This window comes from Tamaricihabitans halophyticus, from assembly GCF_004340875.1.
GTDB lineage: Bacteria > Actinomycetota > Actinomycetes > Mycobacteriales > Pseudonocardiaceae > Tamaricihabitans > Tamaricihabitans halophyticus.
Genome location: NZ_SLXQ01000006.1, coordinates 51,536 through 73,642, shown reverse-complemented (window position 1 = coordinate 73,642; position 22,107 = coordinate 51,536). Strand labels below are relative to the sequence as shown.

The window sequence follows — 22,107 nt, the reverse complement described above, 5'->3', positions numbered from 1 at the left end:
ATCTCGTAGGGAAGCGGTAACGAGTGCGCGGGCCGATGACCCGTCGCGGATCACGAAGAACACATCCTTCATTCCATGATTCTTCAAGTCCTGCAACACTTGCAGCTAGAACCTCGCGCCCTCACGGCCAGGGTCAGCCCAGATCCCGAGTGCATCCTGGCGCCCTCGAGCGTCACCCCACTCGACGCGGGCGCCGCTGAGTGCGATTGGTCCACCGAGCGTTGAGCGATGCTCGGGTCCGACTACTTCTCGCCCTTGACACGTGGTCCCGTTCACGACATTGTCTGCAACATCAGGCATAGATGTTGCAATCGCAGGGTTCGTATCGGACCGTTGGAGGAAGAGGCGGATGTTCGGACTTCCAGTGTTGACCAGCTTGTTCGTCTTCGGCGGATTCGTTGCGGCAGTGGTCCTGGCGGTGGGATTCGGATTGCGCTTCCGTTCCACCGATGACGAGTGGGCGGTCCTTGGGAAGCCCTACCGAACCACACGGCGGAGGTAATCGCGCGATGTCTTTCGGGCTAAGCGGCGCTATAGCCATCGTTCTGTATCTTTCGATCACGGTCGCGATCGGTCTGTTGGCAGCGCGTCGAGTGAATTCCATGCGCGACTACATGATCGCCGGGAACGGGTTCGGCAAGTGGCTGGTCTCGTTCGGCGTTGTGGGAACTATCGTCAGCGGCGCGAGCCTGCTCGGCAACGTTGGATCGGGTTATGGAACCGGGTACGCGTTGTACGTCATGACGATGGGGTTCGCCTTCCTTGGCCTGACCGTGGCGTACTTACTGCTCGCCAAGCCGATGACGGTGACAGCGAGACGGCACGAGGTGTACACGCTTCCCGATTTGCTCGCGCTGCGCTATGGAGACAGCACCACTGTTCGGGTGCTGAGCGCGACTGGTGTCGTTCTCGGGTCGTTCATCTACATGGTCGTCCAGTTCGTGGCGATGGCTTGGGTTGGCACCACAGTGTTCGGTTGGAGCCAGCTCGCCTCGGTCGCGTTTGGGGGCGCTGTCGTGATCCTCTATTCGCTCGGCGGCGGAATCAGGTCCGCAATCTGGACCAACCTGTTCCAGATGATCTTGCTCGCTGGTTTCGCAGTGTGGATCGCCGTCTGGGGCATCCGCGAGGTTGGGGGGCTGAGCGCGCTGCATGAGAAGCTCGGAGCCATCAGTCCCGAATACCTTGAGCCTTGGCATAGCGACGGCGCGTTCGTATGGCAGAACGTTCTGCTCTACGCTTTCTTTATCGGTTTTCTCGCCTACGCGGGCGTACCCCACGTCAACACCAAGTTCTTCACGATCCGCAATCTTGAGGTCATTCGCTGGCTGCCGTTCATCTCGTGCTTCCTCTATCTCTTCGGCATAGCAGCCATCTGGGCCGGCACGTCCTACCGGGTACTGGAGGACGAAGGTTCCGTGCCGGTAGTCAATGATCCTGATTCGGTCCTGCCCACCTTGATCATTGACCAGTTCAGTCCCTTCGTTGTGGGCATCCTGTGTGCGGCGGTGCTGGCGGCGGTGATGTCCACGACCGACTCGTTCATGCTTCTCAGTGGGGCAGCCATAGTCCGCGACATCCTCAAGCAGAGCATCGGCGTCCGCATGTCGGACCGGCGAGAGATGCTCTATACGCGCATCGCCTGTGTTGTGTTGATGGTGGCCGCGGGAGCGTTGGCTCTCAATCCTCCGCCGTTCGTCATGGCGCTCATGGCCGTCGCTTGGGGGGCACTCTCTGCGATGCTAGGACCCGTCGTCTACCTCGGGATGCGTTGGCGTCGCGCCAACACGAAGGGCGCCATTGCGTCGCTGTCGGCCGGCATTCTCGTCGGCGGCGTGGTGGCCATCCTCAACGAGACGGTGTTCCAAGACTCACCATTGCTGTCGCCATGGAACGTGGCCGCACTCGGTGTGTTGGCCTCCTACGTTGCTCACGTCGTCGTATCACTGGCCACGGCTCCGGAACCGAGCAAGATTTTCGCTCATTTTCGCGACGAACAGCCGAGCCCGCTGGACGACGACGTGCATGAGGAGGGCGCCAAGGCGGGAGGAACCGCAGGCTCCAAAACCAACTCACTTCCCCCGGCGCCGTCGGAGTGATCCTGCCCGCAACGCGGTCGAGGGTCGCCAAGTCAGGTTCGTGCGTCGGGCTGGTCGGGGCGAAGCAAGGCCGAAACAGCCGGGCCAACTTTCGTCCAGTCCGGCTCGTCGCCTGCAATTAGGTCTGAATAGACGAAAGACTCGAGGATGCGGATGAGTAGGTACGCCATGTCACGTATCGGCAGCGGCGTGCCTATCGGTGCCTTGGCATGCTCATCGATCAACAACTCCTCGAAGACAGTCACGACGTGCTGCTGCAGCGGGCTTGCCTTGGACGTCAGTAACCGAAGTGCGCGTTCCGGGTCGCGCTCTATCCAACGCCTGAACCATTCCGCTTCGATTGACGCGCGTGCATATGTCTCGACAACGTACGCGATCTTCGTAACACCCGAGCCTTCCGCTGAGGCGATAATTCGTGTGAGCGTCGGTACCGTGATCGAGAGAATCGCACTCATAACCAGCTGATCCCTGTTGCCGACCCGGCGGAAGAGCGTCGTTCGATCGATGCCCAACTCCGCCGCCATGGCGTTGATGTCGAGGCGTTCGCCTGCCATGAGCTTCTTGCGAGCCAGCCTGACTGCGCGCTCGGCCCCCGGTCGGAGTGCCGTCCCGGCACTTTGAGCCTTGCATTCGGTCACGTGACAAGCCTAATGGGTTCCGGGCGGGCCGGCGTTCTCCTCTGGCTCGGTGGGTTTGGGGGTGAGTCTGGTTGCTGAACCGCCGATCGATGAGCACTTTCTCGAGCCCGGGAGTGTGTAATTTCTGAGGTTAGATCGTGCTTCGGCCGATTGGTGTGGGTTGCTTGTAGCGCTGATGGGATGGCGTGCCGGGAGTACTGAGCCATGAGATCAGCCCAGTTTGACGGGGTCGATCGAGCGCTTCAGAACCTTGCCGGTCGCGCCCTTTGGAAGTTCCGGCACGAACCGAACGATCCGCGGGATTTTGTAGGCGGACATCCTTTCCCGCGCCCACGCTGTGATCTGCTCGCCGGCGAGCTTCGCGCCGTCACGCAGCACGATCACCGCCGCGACCTCTTCGCCGTAATAGTCGTCGGGTACGCCCACGACGGCGGCCTCGACCACATCCGGATGACCGTAGAGGACCTCCTCGACCTCACCCGGATAGACGTTGTAGCCGCCGCGGATGATCAGGTCTTTTAGCCGGTCGACGATCCAGACGTCACTTTCCGCGTCCTTCCGTGCGAGATCTCCGGTCCGGAACCAGCCGTCCCGCAGCGCCTCGGCAGTCGCGTCCGGGCGACGCCAGTAGCCCTTCATGACAGACGGGCCACGCACCCACACTTCCCCGACTTCGTCCCGCGGCAGTGCCGTGCCGTCTGCGGCACGGATCTCCACTTCCGTGCGGGGCACCGGCGCGCCCGCGCAACCGTTCTTCGGCCTCCGGTCGAGGTCAGCGAAGGTCGCCAGCGAGGTGGTTTCGGTCAACCCATAACCTTCGAGCACAGGGCATCCGAAACGCTCCTCGAATGCGGAGGCGACCTCCGCGGGCAACGAGGCGCCCCCCGAGATCGCGATCGACACCGAGGAGAAGTCCGACGGTCCGAATCCGTCCGCGGCTCGTAGCAACGCGTTCCACATGGTTGGCACGCCGGCCACGACGGTCGCCCGGTCACGGTAGATCATCTGGAGCATGCGCACCGGCTCGAACGGCGACTGCAAGGACATCGAGGCCCCGGCCGAAAGAGCCGCCATCATGACCGTGACTTGTCCGAAGATGTGAAACAGCGGGAGTGCGGTCGCGAACCGATCATGGGGCGAAGTGCGCCGCGCCTCGACCGAGATCTCGCCTGCTTCCAGGAGGGCGTCGACCGTCAGCTCGGCACCCTTGGGGCGTCCTGTCGTGCCCGAGGTGTAGAGAATGGCCGCCGTGTCGTCGCGAGCCCGCTCCTGGATCTCGAACGTCAACTCGCCAGCCTGCGCCGAGCCGGGAGTCATGGAGTTCAACACCTGGAACGGCACCCCGGCCTCATCGGCAGCTTGCCGGGCGGCCGGACCCACGTCGTGCCAGCCGATCAGGGCTGCGGCTGTCGAGTCCTCCAGCACGTAACGGATCTCGCTGCGCGATGCCATCGTGTTCATCGGCACCACGACGCAGCCCGCGGCCTGGATTCCGAGGTAAGCAACGACGAACTCGGGCACCGACGGGGCGATGAAAACCAGACGGCTGCCCGGTTTCACGCCTTGCCGGTGAAGCCCCGCGCCAAACGCGGTCGCACCGGCGAGGAGATCACCGTAGGTCCAGTCGCCCCGTTCGTCGCGAACCGCCAACGCCTCCGGCATGGCAACGCTGTGCCGCCGAACCGGATCCAACACACTGCTCATCCTGGTTTCGCCTTATCTGCTGCAACATAGACGTGATATGTTGCAAAGAATCACGGTTCAGGATTCAGTGTCAAGGTGCACGTATCGATCACGCGCGAGATCGAGTTCGCTGTTGCCGGGCGGTCCATAGGTGACTTCCCACTGTCCGAAGGGGCCAGACATGCCAGAATTGCTTCACGGCACGGCCGATGCTCGGTTCGACAAGGTTCGAACATTGATGCGGGACAACATCGAGACCGGCCGCGAACTCGGAGCTTCTATCACGGTCGATCTGCACGGCGAGACGATTGCGGACCTGTGGGGTGGTCACGGCGACGCGCAACGAACCATCCCGTGGTCACGGGACACTATCGTCAATGTCTGGTCGTCGACCAAGACAGTCACCAACCTGGCCGCGCTGATGCTCGTCGACCGCGGAATGCTAGACGTGTTCGCCCCGGTCGCGAAGTACTGGCCAGAGTTCGCCGCGAACGGCAAAGATGCCATTGAAGTGCGACACATCATGTCCCACACGTCCGGCGTCTCCGGATGGGAACCACCGTTTGCCGTCGATGACATGTACGACTGGGAGCGGTCGACACAGCTGCTCGCGAGCCAGGCGCCGTGGTGGGAGCCCGGAACCGCCTCGGGATACCACGCCAACTCCATGGGGCACCTCGTCGGTGAGGTCGTGCGACGGGTATCGGGCAAGTCCCTGAAGGAGTTCGTTCGGACCGAGATCGCCGAACCACTGCGAGCTGACTTCCAGATCGGCGCCCGCGCAGACGATGATCATCGAATTGCCGAGATCATCCCGCCCCGGGTCCGCGCGTTCGACCTCAGCACGCTTCCGCCCAACGTGCCCATGTTCAGGACCTTCCACGGCCCCGTGTCCGACCCAACGGTCGCCAACACCGAGCCGTGGAGGCGCGCCGATCTGGGAGCTGGCAATGGACACGGCAACGCCCGTGCACTGGCCCGCATACTCTCCGCCGTGTCGCTCGGCGGGGAGGTTGACGGCGTCAAGCTGCTGAGCCCGACGACGATCGAGCTGATCTTCCAGGAGCAGGCTGATGGCGTTGACCTCGTGCTGGGAGTACCGCTTCGGTGGGGCATCGGTTACGGTCTTCCCCAACCGGCCACCGTGCCGTCGATCTCCGACGACGACAGGGCCTGTTTCTGGGGCGGCTGGGGTGGATCGATGATTGTCATGCACCCCGACCGTGGACTGACCATCTCCTATGTCATGAACCAGATGGCAGAGGGCGTCATCGGCTCCGAGGCTGCCAACTCCTACCTCACTGCCATCTACGAAGCATTGGCCTGACGCGCCCGCACCACTGCCCTGGCCCGATCCGGCATCAAGTTGTTCGATCGGCATCGACGTCGCACGACAAGACACCGCACGACAAGACGCCGCACGACAAGACAAGGGGAAAACACCAGTGACACGCTTGCTCGGAGACACCAACGACGACGCGTTCGGGACGATCGACGGAGGCGTTGGCACGATCACTTTGAACCGGCCGGCGCGGCGCAACGCGATGTCGCCCGAAATGCTCGTCAGGTTGGGCGACCTGCTTCATCTGATGGACGCTTCGGATGACGTGGGGTGCGTCGTGTTGACGGGTTCCGGCAATGCCTTCTGCTCCGGTGGGGATGTTCTGGACTTCAACGAACGTGGCGGCGAAGGCAGTGGCGCTTCCGAGGTCGACTCAAGCCAGGTTGCGGAACAGGTCGCTTCGCAGCGAGCCACCGTAGGCAAGATCTACGCGATGGACACACCCGTCATTGCTTCCCTCCCCGGGGCAGCCGCAGGGGCTGGACTGGGATTGGCTCTGGCGGCTGACCTACGAATCGGCTCCCCACGGGCCCTGCTCGTGACCGCATTCGCCAGTGTTGGTCTCTCCGGCGACTATGGCGTCGCTTGGTTCCTCCACCATCTCGTCGGGCCCGCGAAGGCGCGAGAACTGCTGTATCTCAGTCCGCGGCTGGACGCCTCCGCGAGCCTCGAACTCGGCCTGCTCAACTGGGTCACCGAACCTGACGGCCTGACGGAGCAGACGCGCGATGTGGCCACCTCGCTGGCCAACGGTCCACGGACGGCGTTGGCGCACATGAAACGGAATCTCGCGGAAGCCCCGCGCTCCACCCTGTTCGATGCCATGGATGCGGAAGTACCACGGCACAAGGCTTGTGGCCTGACACAGGATCACCTTCGGGCGATCGCCGCGTTCGCGGACAAGCAGGGTCGCGGCTCAGGCGGTCGGTGACCGCAACGGCGAACGCCGAGCCCGCCGACAGTCATCAGCGGGCCTGCTTCTGCCGGCGGAGCTCGGCGCGCGCCAGCGCGTTCTTGTGCACCTCGTCCGGGCCGTCGGCAAACCGCAGCGTCCGGATGTTGGCGTAGGCGCCGGCCAGCGGGTGGTCCTGGGATAGCCCGCCCGCGCCGTGCGTCTGGATGGCCTTGTCCAGAATCCACTGCACGGTCGCAGGGGTGGCGATCTTGATCGCCTGGATCTCGGTGTGCGCTCGCTTGTTGCCGACTGTGTCCATCAGCCACGCTGCCTTGAGCACCAACAGTCGCAGTTGTTCGACACGGACCCGTGACTCGGCGATCCAGTCACGGATGACGCCCTGCTCGGCCAGCGGTTTGCCGAACGCGACCCGCTCGTTGGCGCGGGCGCACATCAGCTCGATCGCGCGTTCGGCCACGCCGATGGAGCGCATGCAGTGGTGGATCCGTCCCGGTCCGAGTCGGGCCTGGGCGATAGCGAACCCGTCGCCCTCGCCGCCGATGAGGTTCCTGGCGGGAACACGGACGTTGGTGAAGGTCAGCTCTGCGTGGCCGCCGTGGTGGTGGTCGTCGTAGCCGAAGACCTCCATTCCGCGCTGGATCTCCACGCCCGGAGTGTCGCGTGGCACCAGGATCATGGACTGCTGGCGGTGCCGTTCAGCCGTGGGGTCGGTCTTGCCCATGACGATGAGGATCTTCGCGTTGCGGTTCATCGCCCCGGTGATCCACCACTTGCGGCCGTCGATGACGTAGTCGTCGCCGTCGCGCTCGATGCGGGTGGCGATGTTGGTGGCGTCGGAGGAAGCCACGTCGGGCTCCGTCATCGCGAACGCCGAGCGAATCGTGCCCGCAAGCAATGACTCGAGCCACTCCTTGCGTTGCGCCTCAGTGCCGAACATCGCGAGAACCTCCATATTCCCGGTGTCCGGTGCCGAGCAGTTCAACGCGGCCGGGGCCAGATGGCCGCTGCGGCCGGTGATCTCGGCCAGGGGCGCGTACTGCAGGTTGGTCAGGCCCCCGCCGTGTTCTCCGGGCAGGAAGAAGTTCCACAGGCCGCGGCGGCGCGCCTCGGCCCGCAGTTCGGCGAGCACCGGCGCCGAGTCCCACGCCCACCGGTCGTCGAGCTGCCCCAGTTGTTCGGCGAACACCGGTTCTGCCGGGTAGACGTGGCTGTCCATGAACTCCAGGAGGCTGGCTCGGAGGTCTTCGGTCTTGGCGTCGAACGCGAAATCCATCAGCGGTTCTCCTTCACTGCGGTGAGGCCGGCGTCGAGCAGGGGGTGGATGGCATCGCCGATCTGGTCGAAACCCGCGCCGACGGTCTGGCCGTGCAGGTGGCGGTAGTGGATCCCCTCGAGGATCGCGGCCAGCTTGAATGCCGCCAGCCCGAGATAGAACCCGAACCACGTCAGGTCACGGTCGCTGCGCGCGCTGTATCGGGCAATGATTTCATCCTCGGACAGGAAGCCCGGCGCGGACGCGACGTCGGAGACGGTAGCGGTACGCAGCAGATCGCCCAGTCGGTGGTAGATGACCATCAGCGCCAGGTCGGTCAGCGGGTCACCGAGTGTGGCCATCTCCCAATCGAGCACCGCTGTCGTGGTATCGGAGTCGTCCACCAGAAGGTTGTCCAGCCGGAAGTCACCGTGCACGATGCCGACCGCCGATTCCGGGGGCACGCTCGTGGCGAGCAAGGCGTGCAACTCGTCCGCGGCGGGCAGGTCCCGGCTTCGCGATGCGTCCAGCTGCTTCCTCCACCGACGCACCTGCCGCTCCAGGAAACCGTCCGGTCGGCCGAAGTCGGACAGGCCCACCACGTTCGGGTCGACCTCGTGCAGTGTAGCCAGTGTGTCGACCAAGCCTCGCGAGATGGTTCGAGTCCGGTGCTGACCGAGCTTCGCCAACTCGGCGGCCGATCGGTACGGCGTCCCCGCGACGTGCTCCATCACGTAGAACGGCGCGTCCAGCACGGATTCGTCCTGGCACAGCGCGTACATCCTCGGTACGGGAACGGCCGTGTCTTGCAATGCCGACATCACCCGGTGCTCGCGCACCATGTCGTGCGCGGTGGCCAGCACGTGTCCCAGCGGCGGGCGACGGACGATCCACTCCGCGGTCCCGTTGGTGACGAGGTAGGTGAGGTTGGATCTGCCCCCTGCGATCAGTTCGGCGGACAGCCTCTCGCCGGCACCCGGCACGGCAGTGGCCAGCCACGGGCCGAGCCTATCCAGATCGATGCCAGGTGGGTTGCTCACGCCTTCGGCCCCCCAGCGACGCAGAGCACCTGGCCGGAGACGAAGCCCGCGCTCTCGCTGGCGAGGAACGAGGCGGCGTGCGCGATGTCCTCGCCGACTCGCCGCACCGGCATCAGACGCTGCCTGCGAGGGTGACGCCGCCATCGACGACCAGAAGTTGCCCGGTCATCCAGGCGGCATCCGCGGAGAGGAGGAACGCCACCACGCTGCCGATGTCAGACGGGACGCCGAGTCTCTTGAGCGGGTAGGCCGCGGCGACCTCGTCCTCCCGACCCTCATAGAGCTTCGTGGCGAACTTCGTCTTCACCAATGCCGGCGCCACCGCGTTGACCCGGATGTCCGGGCCGAGCTCGACGGCCAGCTCTTCGGTGAGGTGGATCAGCATTGCCTTGCTGGCGCCGTAGAAGCCGATGCCCGGCGCGGGTCGGATCCCGCCGACCGACGCGACGTTGACGATCGCGCCGCCGTGCTCGGAAACCCATCCCCGATACGCCTGCTGGGCCCAAGACAACGCCGCCAAGCAGTTCACCTCGACGATCTTGCGCGCGGCTTCCAGATCCAGCTCGATCATCGGGCCGTACACCGGGTTAATTCCGGCGTTGTTGACCAGCAGGTCGGCGCCGCCGAACTCCGCGATCGCCCGCTTGACGGTCTCGGCCTGATGGTCGACGTCGTCGGCGCGCCCGGCCACTCCGAGCGCATGCTTCGGCCCACCCAGCTTCTCGACCGCGGCGTCCAGCGCTTCCTGCTCGCGGGCGGTGATGACAACTTTCGCGCCGTCGGCCACCAACCGCTCGGCGATGGCCAGCCCGATTCCCCGGCTGGCGCCGGTGACGATCGCGGTCTTACCCGTGAACCTGGTCATGACAATCTCTCCAGAATCATCGCGATTCCAGGGCCGCCGCCCACACGCATTGTCTCTGCCTGCCTGCCGCGGACTTCTCCGTGCGCGCCTGCGCCGCTGTTGACGTTGAGCTTGACGCTGTCTTCTGGGGCAATGTTCAGTTCCCGGGCCGACGGGATCACCCGCGCGGCGAACGCCTTCGGGCGAACGTCTTTCGGTGAACCCTTGCTGGCCCGGCCAATCGGCGAACGGGCGGCAGCCACGATGCAAGCTTCGAGCACTGTGCCTCCTCGAGGTTACTAAGCGCTTGCTCATTCAGCCTCGTCCAGGCGACTGGTGGCCGTCAAGCGACGCCTGCACTCGATCAGGGTTATCCACGTCACTCGCTCGAGCCGCGGCCATCCGAGCTACGTCGAGCGGAATAGTGAGAGCTGCGATTGCTGAGCGCGCGGGCGTACTATCTCCGAGATGCGGATCGGCGAATTGTCCAAGCGCACGGGTGTAAGTCCACGCTCACTGCGGTACTACGAAGAGCAGGGCCTGCTGACCAGCTCACGCTCCGAGGCGGGGCAGCGTCACTATTCCGATTTCGCGGTCGAGCGCGTGTCGCTCATCCGACAGTTGTTCGAGGCTGGCATGTCCAGCCGGGTGATCGTGACCGTGCTGCCGTGTGTGGACTCCCCCAGTGACCTGGGCGTCGCCGAGGCGACGTTCACGGCGATGATGCGCGAGCGGGACAGGATCGATGCCGACATCGCGCACCTGATCGAGGCCCGGGATGCACTCGACATGCTGATCAGGGCCAACAGTCGGCACCGGGCGGAGCTGTCCACCCCGGGACCAGTGGCACAGTCGGCCTGATGCTGTGACCTCCACCTCAGCCGGTCGCCCCTTACATCGGTGTCAGCGGTGAGGATGGCAACAGCGCCCGGAATCACCGGGCCGGTCATACGGGAGGCGGCAGAAAATGGGACAGGCGTGGGGTTTCGGCAGATATGGCGGACCCGAGGTGCAAGAGTTCTTCGATCGTCCCGATCTCGTCCCCGGTCGCGGCGAGGTGCTGATCCGGGTCCACGTCGCCGGCGTGAATCCCCTCGACCACCTCCTACGCTCGGGTCTGGTCCCCGGGCTCGACGGCGGCCGTCCGTTTCCTCGTGTGCTGGGCGTGGAGGCAGCGGGAACCGTTCTCGCCCTGGGCGAGGACGTCGACGGGCTCGAGGCGGGTGACGCGGTCTTCGGCTTCGCCCTCACCGGTGGCGGCACCTACGCTGAGACGACGGTGCTGTCCGCGCCGAACACCGCGCGCATCCCGGCGGGTCTGTCCGTGACGGTGGCGGCAACGCTGCCGGTGGCCGGGACGACCGCGGTGGACGTGCTCGACCAGCTCGGCCTCCCGGCCGGCGCCACAGTCCTGGTCAACGGGGTCGGGGGCGGGGTCGGCCTCGCCGTCGCCCGGCTGGCCGTCGGGCGCGAGCTGCGGGTGATCGGCACCGGGAGCACCGCCAAGCGCGAGTACGCCGAGGCCGTCGGAGTGCGGTTCATCGACTACACCGCCGGGGACGTCGTCGCCGCGGCACATGAGTTGGCTCCGGACGGCTTCGACGGGATCGTCGACCTGGTCGGAGGTACTTCGCTGCGAACGGTCGCTCCGCTGGCCAGGGATCCCCGCACCGTCATCGCCGTCGGTGATATGTCTGTACCCGATCTCGGTGGACGTTTCGTCGAGCGCCGCCTCGATCGCGAGAACCTGGAACGGTCCGCCAGGCTGTCCCTCGACGGAGTCCTCGCACCCGTGATCACCGCGGACCATCCGCTCTCCGACGCCGCAGCCGCCCTTGCCACCGTCGAGAGAGGTCACACTTCGGGCAAGGTTGTCATCAAGGTGGCATGAGAAGTGTCCAGCCGCCCGACGTCGTCAATGCTCCCCGGGCTTGGGAGACGCCTTGGCGTGATACCGAGACGCCTCCCCGGACTCGGCCCGGCTTGAACGGGCTGCCACCCTCTCCAGAATCGGGTGCGGTCATCCGGAGCCAGCGCACCTTGGGCGAGGACCAAGGTCAGTGTACGGCGTATGGTCGTTGGCAGCTAAGGCTATTTGAGCTCCGTGGAGCTCTTGCCGAGCAGCCGGCGGGCCACGATGAGCTGCTGGATCTGCTGGGTTCCTTCGAAGATATCCATGATCTTGGCGTCCCTTGCCCACTTCTCTAGCAGCGAAGCCTCGGTGTAACCAAGTGATCCGGCCAACTGGACACATTGGAGCGTGATGTCGGTGACCGAGCGCCCTGCCTTCGCCTTGGACATCGACGCTTCCAGTGAATTGGGGGTACGGTTGTCCGCCATCCACGCGGCTTTCATGGTCAGCAGCCGCGCCGCCTCCCAGTCCGCGAGCATGCGCAGGTAGCTTGCCGCCGCCGCATGCTGGGCGTGTGCCGGCTTGTCGTAATCCACCCGCACACCCGCCTCGGCGAGGATGCGCTCGATATCGTCCAGGGCCGCCCGCGCCAGCCCAACGGCCATCGCCGCGACGAGCGGGCGGGTGTTGTCGAAGGTCTGCATCACGCCAGCGAACCCGCGCTTGACGTCCACCTCCGGGCTGCCGAGCAGATTCTCCTTTGGTACCCGGCAATCCGTGAACCGAAGTACGGCGGTGTCCGAAGCACGGATACCCAGCTTGTGTTCGAGGCGCACCACTTCGAAGCCCGGCGTACCCTTCTCCACGACGAAGGACTTGATCGCCGCGCGCCCCTTCGACCGATCAAGGCTCGCCCAGACGACGACCGCCTCGGCGCGCTCGCCAGCGGTCACGAAGATCTTCTCGCCGTTGAGTACGTACTCGTCGCCGTCCAGTGCCGCCGTGGTGCTCACCGCGGCTGAGTCCGAACCGAATTCTGGCTCGGTGATCGCCATCGCGGCCCATTTGTGACCAAAGCGGGCCTGCTGCTCATCGTCGGCCACGGCCGCGATTGCCGCGTTGCCGAGGCCCTGGCGTGGCATGGAAAGCAGCAGCGCGGCATCGCCCCAGCACATCTCGATGGTGCCGAGCACGGTGGCCAGGTTCGCGCCATTCCGGTTTCCATTATCTACAGTGGACTCGGTCGGCTTCTTTGCCTTCGCTGAGCCGTTCGAGCGATCGCCCGCGGCGCCAGCTCCGCCTTCGCCGGAGGAGTTCAACCCGTCGATCAGCGCGGCCAGCATGTCCAGCTCGCTCGGATAGCTGTGCTCCGCGTTGTCGTACTTGCGGGAGATCGGCCGAAAGATCTCGTTCGCCGCCTGCCGTGCCTGATTGACCAACGCGCCAAACTTCTTCGGCACTTCAAGATTAATCATCGCCCATGCTCCAGGTGTAATGCCGCCGACGGTGCGTCAGACGAGGACAGCGCCTTCCATCAAGCCAATCGCGCGCAGGTCGCGGTACCACCGCTCCACCGGGTGTTCTTTGGTGAAACCGTGCCCGCCGAGCAACTGCACGCCATCGCTGCCGATCGTCATGCCTTTCTCCGCGCACAGCGTTCGGGCGAGCGCGGTCTCTCGCGCGTAGGACAGTCCCTGCTGTGCCCTGCTCGCCGCGCGATAGGTGGCCAGCCGCATGCCTTCCAGCTCGGTGCCGATATCGGCGACCCGGAAGGCCACGCCCTGCCGGTGGCTCACTGGCTCGCCGAACGCCTCGCGTTCGTTGACGTACGGCACCACATAGTCCAATACGGACTGTGCGGTGCCGACCGCGAGCGCGCACCAGGCGAGCCTGGACAGCCGGACGCATTCGGTCAGTACTTCCGTTCCGGCCGCCATACCGAGCAACGACGATCCAGCCAACCGCACGCCGTCCAGGTGTAGTTGCCCGGTGGCCGCCGCCCGCAATCCCATCGCCGGCTCCGGCTCGGTGCGCACGCCACGGGTGTTCGCCTCGATCAGGAACAACCCAGGGCCACGGCCCTCCAGCTCGGCGGAGACGACGAACAGTTCCGCCGAGCCGGCAAGCGGCACCAACGATTTCGTGCCATCCAGCCGGTAGCCGTCCGGGGTGCGCCGCGCGCGGGTGCGCGGCTGGCGCGGATCGAACAGGGCACGCGGTTCCTGCAGCGCGAGCGCGGCGGCCGGCGGCCGCTCGCCGAGGAACGCCGGCAGGTAGGTCGCCTGCTGATCCGCGTCGCCCCACAGGGAAAGCGCGGTGCTGACCGCGGACGGCGCCAGACAGGCAAGCGCGAGCCCCATATCGCCGCGCGCGAGTTCCTCGGCGATCAGCACGCCGGCGATCGCGGAGCGTTCGGTGGCAAGGCCGCCAAGTTCCTCCGGCACGGCAACCGTGTGCAGGCCGAGTTCGGCCGTCTTGGCGAGCAGACCATCCGGCGGCGCGCAGTCCTCGTTCGCTTGGGCAGCGGCCGGACGTAGTTGTTCGGACGCGAACTCCCGCACGGTCGAGGCGATCAGCTGCTCGTCCTCCGTGGGGGTGAGATCGAAGGTGGCCGAGGCGTTCGGCGTTGCCGGCCTTGCCGGCGCGCGCAGCTTGCTGACCTTCGTGAACGCGCGGCTGGCCGCGCCCGCCGCCTGGAAACCGGCCCTAGTGGAGCCGACAAGCGCGCGTTCCACCGGTTTGCGCAAACCGACCTTGTCCAACAGGCTGCTGCCGGCCATCCGTTTGACCACGGCCATGCCCAGGCCCATGGCATCTCGTTTGACCGGATTGCCGTTTGGCCCACCGTTGTCGGTCATCCCGCGATCCTTCCGCGCCACGCTTAGCTACTCACGAGTAAGGTAGCGCGGTGGCGGAGCGGATGCCACCCCGGTACCCACCGAACCGCAATGTTTAGGGATCTTGCGGTGACTGCGTGTGATCGCGTTCTTTAAGGTTAGCGAGGTTGGGGCTAGAGCAGCGACGGGATCACGGCCTCGATCAGGTGTGGTCCCGGCTCGGCGAGCGCCTTGCTGAACTGACCGCAGAACTCCTCCGCGGTCGTCGCCCTGCTGGCAGGTACGCCCATACCGCCGGCGAGCGCCACGAAATCCAGATCCGGCCGGCCGATATCCAGCAGTTCGGCCGCGGCGGTACCGGTGGTTTCCGCACCAACCCGCTGTAGCTCCATGCGCAGGATCGCGTAGGACCGGTTGCTGAACACCACGGTCGTCACGTTGCTCTGCTCCCGCGCCTGGGTCCACAGCGCCGAGATCGTGTACATCGCGCTGCCATCGGCTTCCAGACTGATCACCGGCCGGTCCGGGCAGGCGATCGCCGCTCCGGTGGCCAGCGGCATACCCTGGCCGATCGCGCCACCAGTCAGCGACAACCAGTCGTGCCTCGGCGCGCCCGCCGTGCTCATCGGCAGCAGCAGACCCGAGGTGTTCGCCTCATCCGAGACGATCGCGTCTTCTGGCAACAGCGCTCCGATCGCCTCCGCGACGGTCTGCGCGGTCAGCTCGCCGGTCGGCACCGCCGGTCGGCTCGCTTCGGCCAACACCGGCGCGGTGTCCGGGGCGACCCGGTCCGCGAGCCGTTCCAGCGCGTCCACCGTGTCCTCGGTGAACTCCGCGAGCTGGTGCACGGTGCAGTCGGCAGGGGTCAGCTCGCTCGGCTTGTCCGGATAGGCGAAGAAGGACACCGGTGGCCGGGAACCGATGAGCACCAGATGCCGTACGTCAGTCAGCTGGTAGGTGACCTGCTCGGACAGGTAACCGAGCTTCTCCACGGCTGGTAGCCCCGCGCCGCGTTCCATCCGCGCCGGGAAGGTTTCGGTGAACAACCGTGCGCCGGTCGCCGCCGCGATCCGGCTCGCCGCGCGCAACTGCGGCTCACGGACGGCGTTGCCGCCAAGCAGCAACACGGTGGATTCGCCAAGACCGAGCACCTTGGCTACCTCGGCGACCGCATCCTCGGCCACCTTCGGCGCGGCAGGCACCGGGATCGGCTCGGCGGCCGTGCCACCCGCCGACCAGGACGTGTCCGCGGGCAGCACCAGTGAGGTCACCTGGCCAGGCGAGGTCCGCGCGGCGGCGATCGCCCGCGCGGTGTCCGCGCCGATTTCCTCGGGGCGCGTGGAGATGTGTGACCAGTCGGAGCACCAGCCGGTGAGCGCGTCGATATCCGATTCGAGCGGCGCGTCCAGCGCCTTGTGGTAGGTGGCGTGGTCGCCGATCACATTCACCATCGGCGTATGCGCCTTCCGCGCGTTGTGCAGGTTCGCCAGGCCGTTCGCCATACCTGGACCAAGGTGTAGCAGGGTGGCGGCTGGCCGGTCGAGCATCCGCCCGTAACCGTCCGCCGCGCCCGTCACCACGCCCTCGAAAAGGCCGAGCACCCCGCGCATCCGAGGCACCGAGTCGAGCGCGGCGACGAAGTGCATCTCCGAAGTGCCGGGGTTCGCGAAGCAGACGTCCACACCGGAATCAACCAGCGTGCGAAGCATGGCTTGTGCGCCGTTCATCATGACCTTTCTGCCGGGCTTTTAGCGTGGATCCGATTCTGGCGAACCGAGGATCACCGAAGGGTTGAGAATGTTCCGCGGATCGAATGCCTGCTTGATCCGGCTCATCAACGCGATCTTCGTGGGATCCTCCAGCTCGAGAAAATATGGTGTTTTCGTGGTGCCGAGACCGTGTTCGCCGGAAATCGCGCCGCCGAGCGTCATCGCCACGGCGAACATATCGCGCAACAGCGCCGAGCGGAGCCGCGGATCCTGTTGGAACACGGCGAGATGCACGTTGCCGTCGCCGGCGTGGCCACAGCCGACCACCCCGGAACCACCGGCCGCGGCCAACTCGCGCGCCTTGGCGAGGAATTCGGGAAGTGCCGCGCGCGGCACCACGATATCCACGATGTCGTGCGCGCCGGCTGCCTTCGCCGACCAGAACGCCTTCTCCCTGGCCTCGATGAGCTTGTGCGCGTTGGTGCCATCCGGGACGTAGACCTCGATGGCGCCCAGCGTTCCGAGTAGCTCGCCGACCAGCTCGATATCGCCCTGTAGCCGGTCTTCCTCGCGGTTTTCCAGTCCGACGACCAGGTATGCCTGTGCCGCATCGCGGACGGTGTCCGGTATCCCGAGGGTGAGTTCGGCCGTGTAGGTGATCGCGCCCATGGTCAGCGCGTCGATGTACTCCAGGATGTGCGGGGCGACCCCGCTGCTGAGCAGCCGTGGCACCGCGTGCATTACCTGGTCCAGATCCGCGAACGGGGCGAGCACCGTCGCGTTGCGGGTCAGCCGGGGTTGCAGTTTCACGGTCGCCTCGGTGACCACGGCCAGGGTGCCCTCCGAGCCGATGATCAGCTGGGTGAGGTCATAGCCGGAGGACACCTTCACCGGTTTGCCGCCGCTGCGGATGACCTCGCCAGTGCCGAGTACCGCCTGGAGGCCAAGGACGTGCTGCCTGGTCACCCCGTAACGCACCGCGCGCATCCCGCCCGCGTTCGTGTTCACGTTCCCGCCGAGGCTGCCACCGAGCTCACCCGGATAGACCGGGTACACCAGGCCGACCTCGGCCGTGCGCTCCTCCAGCTCGCCGAGCGTCACGCCGGGTTGCACCACGGCCACGTGGTTCTCGGTGTCCAACTCCAGGATCGCGTTCATCCGTTCGAAGCTGAGTACGAGGCCGCCAGGCTCCGGGCGAGCACCAGCGGAGAGCCCGCTGCCCGAGCCGCGCGCGGTGACCGGCACGCCGTGTTCGTTCGCCGCCCTGATGACCGCGGCCACCTGTTCGGTGTCGTCCGGACGGACCAGCCAGCCGGGCTGCTGCGCCTGGACCTCGAGTGCCTCGTCACGGGCGTACTCGACCGGGATGTCCGTGCCGACCAGCAGCTGACCAGTGCCGACGATCCCGCTGAGGGTGTCGCTGAACCCGTCCAGATTTGCCATGCCGCCCCTTTGCTCGCCGCCTGGTTCGTGTATGCGCCACAGTATTGCCATCGCGCGCCGGCGACTACGAACTACCGGCATGTGTCGTTGTGCGATGCTGGTGGGCGGCCGATCGTCGAACGGAGGTGCGCGCGTGACACCGGATGAGGACACCTCGCGCGGTGTAGTGGTGCTGCGGGTGGGTGACCTGGTGGACAACGCGCAACGCGCCGTTCGGTGGGTGGGGCGTACCGGCTGGGGGCTCGGCCAGCGACTTCCCGGCGCCGGGTTGGTTGACCGCGAGCTGCGCAGGGTCCGGCGCCAGGTGCGGCGCCTCGGCAAGGGGGCGATGGACGAGTTGGCTCGGGGTGTTGCCGCGATCAACCGGGAGCTGGCCGCGCGCGGTGGGCCGGCGGCCAATGGCCGGCCAGGCGGCTTGCGCGCGGGTATGGCGGAACTGCTTGGGCGCGCGCTGGAAAGCGACGCGGCGGAGAGCAAGCAGTACTTGTACCAGGGAATGCTGCGTCGGCTCGTGCCGGATGAGGCCCGCATCCTCGCCGCGCTTTCCGATGGCACGGTGTACCCGGTGCTCGACGTGGCCGTCCGGGCTGCCTTCGGCCAGCAGAAGGAGCTGGTGCTGCGCAACGCCTCTACCGTGGGCAGGGCGGCGGGTGTGGCGCTTGTCGAGGACGCGCACGTGTACCTGGGCCGGTTGCTCGAGCTCGGCTTGGCCGAACGCGGTCCAGCGCGGGATTCGTTGGAGACGGAGTACGAGGTGTTGCGCGCCGATCCGGTGGTGCGCGCCGCGGAGGAGCGGGCCCGTGAACTGGGTAACCGCGCGCCACGGTTGATCCGCGGCAGTGTTCAGCTTTCCCCGCTCGGCAAGGATTTCTGGGCGGCGTGCGCGCCGGAAGGCTGAATCGCGTTGTGCACGCTGATCGTGGTATCCAGCGTGCACAACGCAATATTCTTAAGGAACGCGGTCGCGAGTCGAACTACTGCTCGTGCCTTGCGTAGCTCAGAGTTTCGCCCGCCCGTCGCCCGACCGCCGCCCCTCAAGGTCGCCCTGACGGGCGGCGGTGTTCGTTGCGAAGGAGAAACGCTCAGCCATGCCTCGCATAACTGAGCGTTTCTCCTTCGACGCCGCGGAGCCACATGTCTTGGGCGGCGGCGGCGATCTCGTCGAGGCCCTGCTCGATCGTGGCGAACACGTTTCCGGGGACCCAGCCCGCGTCGCCGTTGATCAGCAGGTTGTTCCGCCCATAGAACAACGCGAGGTCGGTCGCGCCCTGCGCGCCATGCGCCGCGCTGTCGTCGTTGTACCCGTACGCCGGGTTGCCAATCTTGTACGCCTCGAAGGCGAAGTACACGACATCACCGGGGATCGGGGTCACCGTCAGGTTTTCCTGGCCCGGCTCCGGATCAGCGAACGGAGGCACCAGCGCGTAGATCTCGTTCCGCGCGTACTTCGCGTGATACGCCGCACCGCTCTGCGGCAACGCGTTCCACACCGCCGCGCAGGTACGCGGCGCCTCGTCGTCGAGTAGCCGGGCAAGGCAGGAGACCCCGCGCTTGTCCAGGCTGATCTTGATGTAGCGCGCCATTGCCCTCAGCCCTTGTTCACCGTGGTCACGACGTCCGACCAGATCTCGAGGCCAGCGTCGATCTGCTCGGCCGTGATCACCAGCGGCGGGATCATCCGCACCGTGTTCATCCAGGCGCCACAGGTCAGCAGCAGCAGGCCCTTCTCGGCGGCCAACTGGTGCGCCGCCTTGGCCTTCGCGGTGTCCGGCTGGCCATCGGCCGTGGTGAACTCCGCGCCGACCATCAGGCCGAGCCCGCGCACATCGCCGATACCCGAGTTCGGCGCGGCGGCGATCTGCTTGACCCCGTCCTTGAGCCGCTGGCCCATCGTCGCGGCGTTGTCGACGAGCTTTTCTTCCTCGATCACGTCCATAGTGGCCAGCGCGGCGGCGCAGGCGACGGCGTTACCGCCGTAGGTGCCACCCTGCGAACCAGGCCAGGCCTTGGCCATCAGCTCGGCGGGGGCGGCCATCGCGGACAGCGGGAAGCCGCTCGCCAGCCCCTTCGCGGTGACCAGGATGTCCGGCTCGACGCCGAAGTGCTGGTGGCCCCAGAACTTGCCGGTACGGCCGAACCCGGTCTGGACCTCGTCGCCGACGATCAGGATGCCGTACTTGTCCGCGCGCTCGCGCAGCCCGGCAAGGAACTCGCTGTTCGCCGGTACGTAGCCGCCTTCGCCGAGCACCGGCTCGATGAAGAACGCGGCGGTGTCCTCGGGTGCGCAGGCGGTGGCGAACAGGTAGTCCAGCTCACGCAGGGCGAACTTGGTGGCTTCTTCCTCGCTCCAGCCGTAGTGATAGGCGAACGGGAACGGGGACATGTGCACGCCGCCCATCAGCGGGGAGAACCCAGCGCTGAATCGGGTACCCGAGGTGGTCAGGGATGCTGCGGCGACCGTGCGTCCGTGGAAGGATCCCTGGAAGACAACGATGTTGGGGCGACCGGTCGCGTGCCTGCTCAGGCGCAGGGCGGATTCGATCGCTTCACTGCCGGAGTTCGCGAAGAACACCGAGTCGAGTGCGCTTGGCAATACGTCGCCGAGCCGCTCGGTGAGGTCGAGCAGGGGCTTGTGCATCACGGTGGTGTACTGGCCGTGTACCAGCTTGCCAACCTGTTCCTGGGCCGCGGCCACGACCTTAGGGTGGCAGTGGCCGGTGCTGGTCACCCCGATGCCGGCAGTGAAATCGAGGTGTCGACCGCCGCTGGTGTCGTAAAGGTATGCGCCTTCACCGTGGTCGGCGAGAACCGGTGTGGCCTGCTTGAGCAGGGGAGACAGCTTGGACATAACCCGGAACGCTCCTCTTGTAGATTGTCAACAATATTCGTAACATGACGCCGACTAGAGTGCAAACCTGTAGCTACGTGTCCAGGTTCGATGAGGAGTAGATGAATGTCCACTGTGTCCCCGGTGAACCGCGAAACAGCCGTCGTCGACTCGGTGAACAAGGAGCTGTTCATCGGGGGTAAATGGCAGCAGGCCGAAGGAGGCAAAACGCTGCCGGTGTACGACCCGGCCACCGGGAAGGTGCTCTGCGAGGTCGCCGACGCTTCCGTGGCGGATGGCAAGGCAGCACTGGACGCCGCGGTCGCGGCGCAGCACGACTGGGCGCAGGTCGCGCCCCGCGAGCGAGGTGAGATCCTGCGCAGGGCTTACCAGCTGTTGGTTGATCGCAAGGACGAGCTCGGCCTGCTGATGACCATGGAGATGGGCAAGCCGCTGGCCGAGGCCACTGGTGAGATTCAGTACGCCGCCGAGTTCTTCCGGTGGTTCGCCGAGGAGGCCGTGCGGATCGACGGTGGCTACGCAGTCGCGCCGAACGGCTCGGGCCGGTTCCTGGTTATGAAGCAGCCGGTGGGGCCCTCGATCCTGATCACCCCGTGGAACTTCCCGATGGCGATGGGTGGGCGCAAGATCGGCCCGGCGATCGCCGCCGGCTGCACGATGGTGATGAAGCCCGCCTCGCAGACCCCGCTTTCCATGCTGGCGCTGGCCGGCATTCTGAGCGAGGCCGGCCTCCCGGATGGTGTGCTGAACGTGATCACCACCAACAAGACCGGCGAAGTGATGGAGCCGATGATCCGCGATGGGCGGGCTCGCAAGCTGTCCTTCACCGGGTCCACCGGAGTCGGTCGCAAACTGCTCGAACAGTGCGCGGACAACGTGATGCGCACGTCCATGGAGCTCGGCGGCAACGCGCCGTTCATGGTCTTCGACGACGCGGATCTCGACGCGGCGGTCGAGGGCTGCATGACCGCGAAGATGCGCAACATCGGGGAGGCCTGCACCGCGGCCAACCGGATCTACGTGCAGCGCGGGATCGTGGACGAGTTCTCCCGCCGGTTGGTCGAGCGGATGGCCGCGCTGCCGATGGGGCGGGGCACCGAGGATGGTGTGGTGGTCGGTCCGCTGATCGATGAGGCGGCGGTGACCAAGGTGACCGGGCTGGTGGATGACGCCAAGCAGCGCGGCGCCACGGTGCTCACCGGTGGTTCCGCGGTGGATGGTCCGGGCAACTTCTACCAGGCGACCGTGCTCACCGACGTGCCGCAGGACTCGCGCATCGCGCGTGAGGAGATCTTCGGCCCGGTCGCCCCGATCACCCCGTTCGACACCGAGGACGAGGTGATCGCCAGCGCCAACGACACCGAGTACGGCCTGGTCAGCTACATCTACACCAGTGACCTGAACCGGGCGCTGCGGGTCAGCGAGCGGCTGGACACCGGGATGATCGGACTGAACCAGGGTCTGGTGTCCAACCCGGCCGCGCCGTTCGGTGGCGTGAAGCAGTCCGGGCTTGGCCGCGAAGGCGGCACGGTCGGTATCGAGGAGTTCCTGGAGACCAAGTACGTCGCCATCGGCCTGCAGGCCTGAGGCGGTAACTAGCCAGA

19 protein-coding genes and 1 pseudogene are annotated in these 22,107 nt (G+C 66.1%); 7 read left to right on the top strand and 13 right to left on the bottom strand.

Features of this window, described 5'->3' with window-relative positions:
* Positions 1 to 509 precede the first annotated feature (509 nt).
* Positions 510 to 2,099, top strand: a complete 1,590-nt coding sequence (locus EV191_RS15525; protein WP_165912967.1) for a sodium:solute symporter family transporter — start codon at positions 510 to 512, stop codon at positions 2,097 to 2,099.
* A 32-nt stretch (positions 2,100 to 2,131) separates the two neighbouring features.
* On the opposite strand, the gene EV191_RS15520 is transcribed toward EV191_RS15525, so the two are convergent.
* Together EV191_RS15520 and EV191_RS15515 are read right to left on the bottom strand one after the other, a co-directional pair.
* A complete protein-coding gene (locus EV191_RS15520; protein WP_132877776.1) occupies positions 2,132 to 2,737 on the bottom strand; it encodes a QsdR family transcriptional regulator in 606 nt (201 codons plus the stop codon).
* 210 nt (positions 2,738 to 2,947) lie between these two features.
* Positions 2,948 to 4,441, bottom strand: a complete 1,494-nt coding sequence (locus tag EV191_RS15515) for a long-chain-fatty-acid--CoA ligase (protein ID WP_132877775.1) — start codon at positions 4,439 to 4,441, stop codon at positions 2,948 to 2,950.
* Positions 4,442 to 4,601: 160 nt separating this feature from the next.
* Between EV191_RS15515 and EV191_RS15510 the strand changes: the two genes are divergently transcribed.
* Both EV191_RS15510 and EV191_RS15505 read left to right on the top strand, forming a co-directional pair.
* A complete protein-coding gene (locus EV191_RS15510) occupies positions 4,602 to 5,747 on the top strand; it encodes a serine hydrolase domain-containing protein (RefSeq protein ID WP_132877774.1) in 1,146 nt (381 codons plus the stop codon).
* Between the two features lie 118 nt (positions 5,748 to 5,865).
* Complete coding sequence (locus EV191_RS15505; RefSeq protein ID WP_132877773.1) at positions 5,866 to 6,693, top strand: enoyl-CoA hydratase-related protein; 828 nt, start codon at positions 5,866 to 5,868, stop codon at positions 6,691 to 6,693.
* Between the two features lie 34 nt (positions 6,694 to 6,727).
* Here EV191_RS15505 and EV191_RS15500 read toward each other — a convergent pair whose 3' ends face one another.
* The 5 genes and pseudogenes from EV191_RS15500 to EV191_RS15480 form a co-directional block, all read right to left on the bottom strand.
* A complete protein-coding gene (locus EV191_RS15500) occupies positions 6,728 to 7,951 on the bottom strand; it encodes an acyl-CoA dehydrogenase family protein (RefSeq protein WP_132877772.1) in 1,224 nt (407 codons plus the stop codon).
* Positions 7,951 to 8,970, bottom strand: coding sequence for a phosphotransferase family protein (locus EV191_RS15495; RefSeq protein WP_132877771.1), 1,020 nt, complete (start codon positions 8,968 to 8,970; stop codon positions 7,951 to 7,953). Before EV191_RS15495 ends, EV191_RS15500 begins: the two co-directional genes overlap by 1 nt.
* Positions 8,967 to 9,083, bottom strand: a pseudogene (locus EV191_RS30360) (beta-ketoacyl-ACP reductase); the annotation flags it as partial. The gene EV191_RS15495 and the pseudogene EV191_RS30360, both read right to left, overlap by 4 nt.
* Positions 9,083 to 9,835 carry an SDR family oxidoreductase gene (locus tag EV191_RS15485; protein ID WP_132877770.1) on the bottom strand — a complete coding sequence of 251 codons (753 nt, stop codon included), beginning with the start codon at positions 9,833 to 9,835 and terminating at the stop codon, positions 9,083 to 9,085. The pseudogene EV191_RS30360 and the gene EV191_RS15485, both read right to left, overlap by 1 nt.
* Positions 9,832 to 10,095 carry a hypothetical protein gene (locus EV191_RS15480; RefSeq protein ID WP_207894541.1) on the bottom strand — a complete coding sequence of 88 codons (264 nt, stop codon included), beginning with the start codon at positions 10,093 to 10,095 and terminating at the stop codon, positions 9,832 to 9,834. The genes EV191_RS15485 and EV191_RS15480 overlap by 4 nt, the downstream gene beginning before the upstream one ends.
* A gap of 187 nt (positions 10,096 to 10,282) precedes the next feature.
* Between EV191_RS15480 and EV191_RS15475 the strand changes: the two genes are divergently transcribed.
* Together EV191_RS15475 and EV191_RS15470 are read left to right on the top strand one after the other, a co-directional pair.
* Positions 10,283 to 10,675 carry a MerR family transcriptional regulator gene (locus EV191_RS15475; RefSeq protein WP_132877769.1) on the top strand — a complete coding sequence of 131 codons (393 nt, stop codon included), beginning with the start codon at positions 10,283 to 10,285 and terminating at the stop codon, positions 10,673 to 10,675.
* 106 nt (positions 10,676 to 10,781) lie between these two features.
* Complete coding sequence (locus tag EV191_RS15470; RefSeq protein ID WP_132877768.1) at positions 10,782 to 11,705, top strand: NADP-dependent oxidoreductase; 924 nt, start codon at positions 10,782 to 10,784, stop codon at positions 11,703 to 11,705.
* 200 nt (positions 11,706 to 11,905) lie between these two features.
* On the opposite strand, the gene EV191_RS15465 is transcribed toward EV191_RS15470, so the two are convergent.
* The 4 genes from EV191_RS15465 to EV191_RS15450 form a co-directional block, all read right to left on the bottom strand.
* Positions 11,906 to 13,141, bottom strand: coding sequence for an acyl-CoA dehydrogenase family protein (locus tag EV191_RS15465; RefSeq protein WP_132877767.1), 1,236 nt, complete (start codon positions 13,139 to 13,141; stop codon positions 11,906 to 11,908).
* A gap of 36 nt (positions 13,142 to 13,177) precedes the next feature.
* The gene (locus EV191_RS15460) at positions 13,178 to 14,476 is read right to left on the bottom strand and encodes an acyl-CoA dehydrogenase family protein (protein ID WP_132877948.1); all 1,299 of its coding nucleotides are present in this window, start codon (positions 14,474 to 14,476) and stop codon (positions 13,178 to 13,180) included.
* A gap of 200 nt (positions 14,477 to 14,676) precedes the next feature.
* Positions 14,677 to 16,230, bottom strand: a complete 1,554-nt coding sequence (locus EV191_RS15455) for an acetolactate synthase large subunit (RefSeq protein ID WP_132877766.1) — start codon at positions 16,228 to 16,230, stop codon at positions 14,677 to 14,679.
* Positions 16,231 to 16,251: 21 nt separating this feature from the next.
* Entirely contained in the window at positions 16,252 to 17,655 is a 1,404-nt protein-coding gene (locus EV191_RS15450) for an FAD-binding oxidoreductase (protein ID WP_132877765.1), read from the bottom strand.
* A 133-nt stretch (positions 17,656 to 17,788) separates the two neighbouring features.
* Between EV191_RS15450 and EV191_RS15445 the strand changes: the two genes are divergently transcribed.
* On the top strand, positions 17,789 to 18,553 hold the full coding sequence (locus EV191_RS15445) for an Abi-alpha family protein (protein WP_243658977.1): 765 nt from the start codon (positions 17,789 to 17,791) through the stop codon (positions 18,551 to 18,553).
* Positions 18,554 to 18,737: 184 nt separating this feature from the next.
* Here the strand turns inward: EV191_RS15445 and EV191_RS15440 are convergent, their stop codons facing one another.
* Entirely contained in the window at positions 18,738 to 19,238 is a 501-nt protein-coding gene (locus EV191_RS15440; RefSeq protein WP_132877764.1) for a DUF3830 family protein, read from the bottom strand.
* A gap of 5 nt (positions 19,239 to 19,243) precedes the next feature.
* Positions 19,244 to 20,503 carry an aspartate aminotransferase family protein gene (locus EV191_RS15435; protein WP_132877763.1) on the bottom strand — a complete coding sequence of 420 codons (1,260 nt, stop codon included), beginning with the start codon at positions 20,501 to 20,503 and terminating at the stop codon, positions 19,244 to 19,246.
* A 105-nt stretch (positions 20,504 to 20,608) separates the two neighbouring features.
* Here EV191_RS15435 and EV191_RS15430 point away from each other — a divergent pair, with 105 nt between their 5' ends.
* A complete protein-coding gene (locus tag EV191_RS15430; protein WP_132877762.1) occupies positions 20,609 to 22,090 on the top strand; it encodes an NAD-dependent succinate-semialdehyde dehydrogenase in 1,482 nt (493 codons plus the stop codon).
* Positions 22,091 to 22,107 lie beyond the last annotated feature (17 nt).

What these genes read in the sequence shown, in the direction of transcription:
- EV191_RS15525 (WP_165912967.1), top strand. Translation starts at nt 510, where the DNA reads ATGTCTTTCGGGCTAAGCGGCGCTATAGCCATCGTTCTGTATCTTTCG.
- EV191_RS15515 (WP_132877775.1), bottom strand. Translation starts at nt 4,441, where the DNA reads ATGAGCAGTGTGTTGGATCCGGTTCGGCGGCACAGCGTTGCCATGCCG.
- EV191_RS15510 (WP_132877774.1), top strand. Translation starts at nt 4,602, where the DNA reads ATGCCAGAATTGCTTCACGGCACGGCCGATGCTCGGTTCGACAAGGTT.
- EV191_RS15500 (WP_132877772.1), bottom strand. Translation starts at nt 7,951, where the DNA reads ATGGATTTCGCGTTCGACGCCAAGACCGAAGACCTCCGAGCCAGCCTC.
- EV191_RS15485 (WP_132877770.1), bottom strand. Translation starts at nt 9,835, where the DNA reads ATGACCAGGTTCACGGGTAAGACCGCGATCGTCACCGGCGCCAGCCGG.
- EV191_RS15475 (WP_132877769.1), top strand. Translation starts at nt 10,283, where the DNA reads ATGCGGATCGGCGAATTGTCCAAGCGCACGGGTGTAAGTCCACGCTCA.
- EV191_RS15470 (WP_132877768.1), top strand. Translation starts at nt 10,782, where the DNA reads ATGGGACAGGCGTGGGGTTTCGGCAGATATGGCGGACCCGAGGTGCAA.
- EV191_RS15465 (WP_132877767.1), bottom strand. Translation starts at nt 13,141, where the DNA reads ATGATTAATCTTGAAGTGCCGAAGAAGTTTGGCGCGTTGGTCAATCAG.
- EV191_RS15460 (WP_132877948.1), bottom strand. Translation starts at nt 14,476, where the DNA reads ATGGGCCTGGGCATGGCCGTGGTCAAACGGATGGCCGGCAGCAGCCTG.
- EV191_RS15455 (WP_132877766.1), bottom strand. Translation starts at nt 16,230, where the DNA reads ATGAACGGCGCACAAGCCATGCTTCGCACGCTGGTTGATTCCGGTGTG.
- EV191_RS15450 (WP_132877765.1), bottom strand. Translation starts at nt 17,655, where the DNA reads ATGGCAAATCTGGACGGGTTCAGCGACACCCTCAGCGGGATCGTCGGC.
- EV191_RS15440 (WP_132877764.1), bottom strand. Translation starts at nt 19,238, where the DNA reads ATGGCGCGCTACATCAAGATCAGCCTGGACAAGCGCGGGGTCTCCTGC.
- EV191_RS15435 (WP_132877763.1), bottom strand. Translation starts at nt 20,503, where the DNA reads ATGTCCAAGCTGTCTCCCCTGCTCAAGCAGGCCACACCGGTTCTCGCC.
- EV191_RS15430 (WP_132877762.1), top strand. Translation starts at nt 20,609, where the DNA reads ATGTCCACTGTGTCCCCGGTGAACCGCGAAACAGCCGTCGTCGACTCG.